Source organism: Caldivirga sp. (assembly GCF_023256255.1).
Classification (GTDB): domain Archaea; phylum Thermoproteota; class Thermoprotei; order Thermoproteales; family Thermocladiaceae; genus Caldivirga.
In genome coordinates, this window is the sequence record NZ_JAGDXD010000047.1 from 1 (window position 1) to 3,830 (window position 3,830).

Below are 3,830 nucleotides of genomic sequence, written 5' to 3' on the forward strand. Positions count from 1 at the left end.
TCTCCAGGTGTTGGTGGGCCACCGTATGGTGATCCAAATTGAGTGTAGATGCTTACGGCAGTCCTATTTATTGCCAGTGATAATGCTAACCTAAACCAGCTCTCGTTCCATGGCCAATAGTTTAATTGGGCGAAGTTAATCCAAAGCACTGAAGGCTGACCACCAGACCCATTACCTAAACTAGCCATTCCATGATAATATTGCGGATTAGCATACGTGAATAGCTTACTAAACGGCGTTGAACCAGTACTACCGAAGCTATTGGTGAAAAGGCTAACCCTCATCAGGCCCAGGTGCAGCTTGAGCAGTTGACTGGGGTTAGGGTTAGGATGAGGGATTTCCTTGAGGCCTTAAAGGTAATTCCACCATCATTAACTGATGAGGATGTCGCTGGTTTGAGGAGGTGGTTAAGAACCCGAGGAGGAGCTTTAGGAGCCCTAGTGGATAGTTATGGGAATGAACCTAGGCTACTTAATCTTACCTTATAATCATTACCCACGCCTTCACTTTACGTGTATGTCATGGAGTCCCATTAAACGGATGGAAAATTAAAATGGCTGCATTCACTTCTTATTCACGAGATGCATGACCATGCATTAGTGCAGTTTACTTAATACTATGAATGATACATCACCCTTCAATTTACCTGGGGTAAGCATGCCGCATCCTTGGCTAATCTTCCTAATGAGTGACCTAGGCCTATTAACCCTAACCCCAGCCAGTATGTCTATGCCGTAGTCAAGTAGGTCCCTTATCATTGGTGTACTTGGGCCCAGCAACATAACATAAGCCCCAGCCCCCTTAGCCAGTTCTATTAACCTATCAATGGACTTATTAACTATGGCGCTTGCGGTTATGATAACGAAGTCACTCCTCGGTATAACATGCTCAGCCGCAGTTGCAGGTAATATGCCTTCCCCTGGGTTAACTAGGAGTGGGTTCAATTCAAGCACCTTGAATTCACCGGCAACCCTCCTGAAGGCGTCTAACCGTGGGAATGCGCCAACCATGGTCACTCTCCTTCCTTTACTTAACTCGAGGGCTATGTCTAACCCATTAGCCTTAACATTACCCTCAGGCCTAGTCACTGAGTTGACTGCTGCTAGGCCGACGCTTGCCTCAAGTAGGTTCCAGGACCTTAGGTACTCGGCGAGTTCACTAGCCCTCTTATCCTCAAGCCTACCGAAGCCCCTTACCTCGTCATCGTGGCTTAATGCGTACGTTAATGAAACCCCGCAGTACCTTGACCATACGCACGTCCAATGCACCCCAATGGTTACGTTCCTAACCTCATGATCATGCTCCCTAGCGTAATTAACCAGGAATTCGATAACGTTACCCATGGGTTATGCGCGCCGCTGGGTGGTAATAAAGGATTTACCAGTACGCAATTTCTTATTTAAGTAAGGTTACCTTATTATTAAGGCTACCTAACAGGTTAGGTAATGTTAAAGTGCGTAATACTTAATAATAGTGTTAACTAATACATTAATCATGGTTCCTTTAATTAAACCAGTCCTAGTGCCCTCGAGGCAGCCTGTAGGTGACTTAAGGGGTGGTGTGGGTACACCCTACATTGCTTATGATGTTAAGAGGAATAGGTATTGGTTACTCTTCACCGGGTGGAGTGACCCCACTGGCCTTAAGAGGGAGGGTTTCGTTGCCCCAATTGATGAGTCACTTAACGTTGACTTAAGCCAAGTGAGGAAGATACTCCCATCAACCTTCCCTGAACCAGCAGAATACACCAATAACACTATTAGGGGCCTGTATAATGAGGCTAAGGATGAGTTTTACGTTGTGTCAACCCACGGTAAGAACTCCTACATATTCGTCTTCGACCCTGACTGGAACCTTAAGGGGTATAAGCCCCTCATAGTTAGGGATTATGTTTGGGATTCGGGAGCACCCATTAGGCCCACTGGGGCTTACGGTAACATTAGGGATGCATTAGCCGTCGTCCCCATTGAGAACTCCGAGGCCATAGGCTTATTCATGATTAGGAACGTTGATGACTTGAATGAACTTAAGGTTGAGGATTGGGGTGAACTGGGGCGTTGGGGTAGGGGTAATGACGTCATTGACTTCACCACGATGCCGAGGTTCCAGGTCTTCGTTGAGGTTGATTCACCCAATAAGTGGCTCCTGCAAACATACATTGGCCCAAGCCTAGACGAGGTCTGGTCAATAAACGACCTAAGGGACATTGCAATACTTGAAGCATCATTAATGCCACTACTGGGTATTGAAGACTCCTTCACCCAGGTAGGCCACCCACACTACACGACACTCCCAGACGGTAAGCCTAAACTACTCTTAGCATCCTTTAGGGACACTTGGAGCATTAGGCCAGACACTAAGAAGGAAGGTTACACCCATGAGATTTGGGCAGTCTACGTGGATGAAGGCATATTCAACCCAAGTAACTACGGGGAGTTAAGGGGGTTATTCAATGGTACCGAGAGTAAGTGGTACTACGTGCCCTCCGCGGATAGGCTAATGGTATCGGTAAACGGCGACGCTGAATTGCACATGAAGCTGGATTTACATGATGATGTTGAGCAAGTCATTAAGTTAAGTAGGGGAATCAACACTATTGATAAGCCAGCAACCTGGGTTAAATTAAAGGCAAGCACTCAGGTTAAGGCAACAATAAAGGCCATAGTTAAGTAATCGCCTCAACACCACTCATTAAAACACTCGTTAACCATATTTAATTTTAAACTTACCTAAGAGCAAAACTTATATTTAACCACGAGCGACTCATGGTAATGAGCCTAGTTGAGTATAGTGGAGTGTTTTATAGGCCACTTCACCCAAGGCCAACAATACTCCTAATCACCCTATGCCCAGGCGGTAGGGTTAATGCAATGCCGGCAAGCTGGAACATGCCTATTAGTGAAGAACCACCAACAATAGGCATCTCAGTGTATAAGGAGGCATACACTTACCAATGCCTAAAACACCACCCGGAAGCCACGGTTAACGTGCCGTCCCAAGAGCACGCTGACCTAGTGTATGCACTGGGTTCAGTGTCTGGGAGGAGCGTGGATAAGGTAGCTAAGTATGGCTTAAGGCTAATACCAAGCGACACCATTAAGACACCAACCTGGGCCGATGCATTAGCTGTTTATGAAACAGTCGTTGATAAGGAGATTGAAGTAGGTGAAGTTGGGTTATTCGTGCTTAGGGTGCTTAAGGTGAAGGTTAAGGAAGGCCTAGTGGATAAGTGGGGCATTAACCTAGGCAAAACAAACATACTGCTCCATGGTTCAGGAAGAGTATTTTACCTAGTTGATTCAAGGAGGATGTTGGCTAAGCAGTCTTAGTTTTTATTGTAGTAGGTTGTATCCTATTGTTGCTTGTATTTCGCAGTCTAATGGTCCTACTCCCGCGTGGTCCATGTGGAATACAATATACTCCCCACTCTTAACCTTAATGCCTGGGTACACTGTGACATGCCTTTGGACTGAGGATGCTGCCCCATTGCTTGGAACCCAAGACTTAAGAATCAGCCTAATTATGAAGCCCTCCTCAGGGTATGCGTCTGCCACTGTCTGTAGGTTATTTGGGTTAATTATGGTTATTGGCGTGAATGCTGGTGATTGAGGTAATGATTGGTACACTTGAGGTGGTTGAGAGAATGATGGTGTTGAGGCCTTACCAACAGTTATCAATACTTCAGCGAATCCTTCACTGCTTGGTGGTTTAGTAAGCATATATGACGCATCAAGGTCAATCCACTGAATAACCAAATCATTCAAAACCTGAAAATAAGCATCAGCACCATTATTATGAAGATCAACAACCTCCCAACCAAAACCAGCAGT

Annotated in this window: 5 protein-coding genes and 1 pseudogene; 3 read left to right on the forward strand and 3 right to left on the reverse strand. The window is 45.7% G+C overall.

Features of this window, described 5'->3' with window-relative positions:
- Window positions 1-254, reverse strand: a pseudogene (locus Q0C29_RS07615) (ABC transporter substrate-binding protein); the annotation flags it as partial.
- A gap of 39 nt (window positions 255-293) precedes the next feature.
- On the opposite strand from Q0C29_RS07615, the gene Q0C29_RS07620 reads away from it, so the two are divergent.
- Complete coding sequence (locus tag Q0C29_RS07620) at window positions 294-488, forward strand: hypothetical protein (RefSeq protein WP_292000065.1); 195 nt, start codon at window positions 294-296, stop codon at window positions 486-488.
- Window positions 489-596: 108 nt separating this feature from the next.
- Here Q0C29_RS07620 and Q0C29_RS07625 read toward each other — a convergent pair whose 3' ends face one another.
- Complete coding sequence (locus tag Q0C29_RS07625) at window positions 597-1,343, reverse strand: DUF364 domain-containing protein (protein WP_292000066.1); 747 nt, start codon at window positions 1,341-1,343, stop codon at window positions 597-599.
- A gap of 151 nt (window positions 1,344-1,494) precedes the next feature.
- Between Q0C29_RS07625 and Q0C29_RS07630 the strand changes: the two genes are divergently transcribed.
- Both Q0C29_RS07630 and Q0C29_RS07635 read left to right on the forward strand, forming a co-directional pair.
- Entirely contained in the window at window positions 1,495-2,673 is a 1,179-nt protein-coding gene (locus Q0C29_RS07630; protein WP_292000067.1) for a hypothetical protein, read from the forward strand.
- Between the two features lie 98 nt (window positions 2,674-2,771).
- Window positions 2,772-3,329, forward strand: a complete 558-nt coding sequence (locus Q0C29_RS07635) for a flavin reductase family protein (RefSeq protein WP_292000068.1) — start codon at window positions 2,772-2,774, stop codon at window positions 3,327-3,329.
- A 3-nt stretch (window positions 3,330-3,332) separates the two neighbouring features.
- On the opposite strand, the gene Q0C29_RS07640 is transcribed toward Q0C29_RS07635, so the two are convergent.
- The coding region (locus Q0C29_RS07640; RefSeq protein WP_292000069.1) for a hypothetical protein at window positions 3,333-3,830 on the reverse strand (498 nt) is incomplete at its 5' end.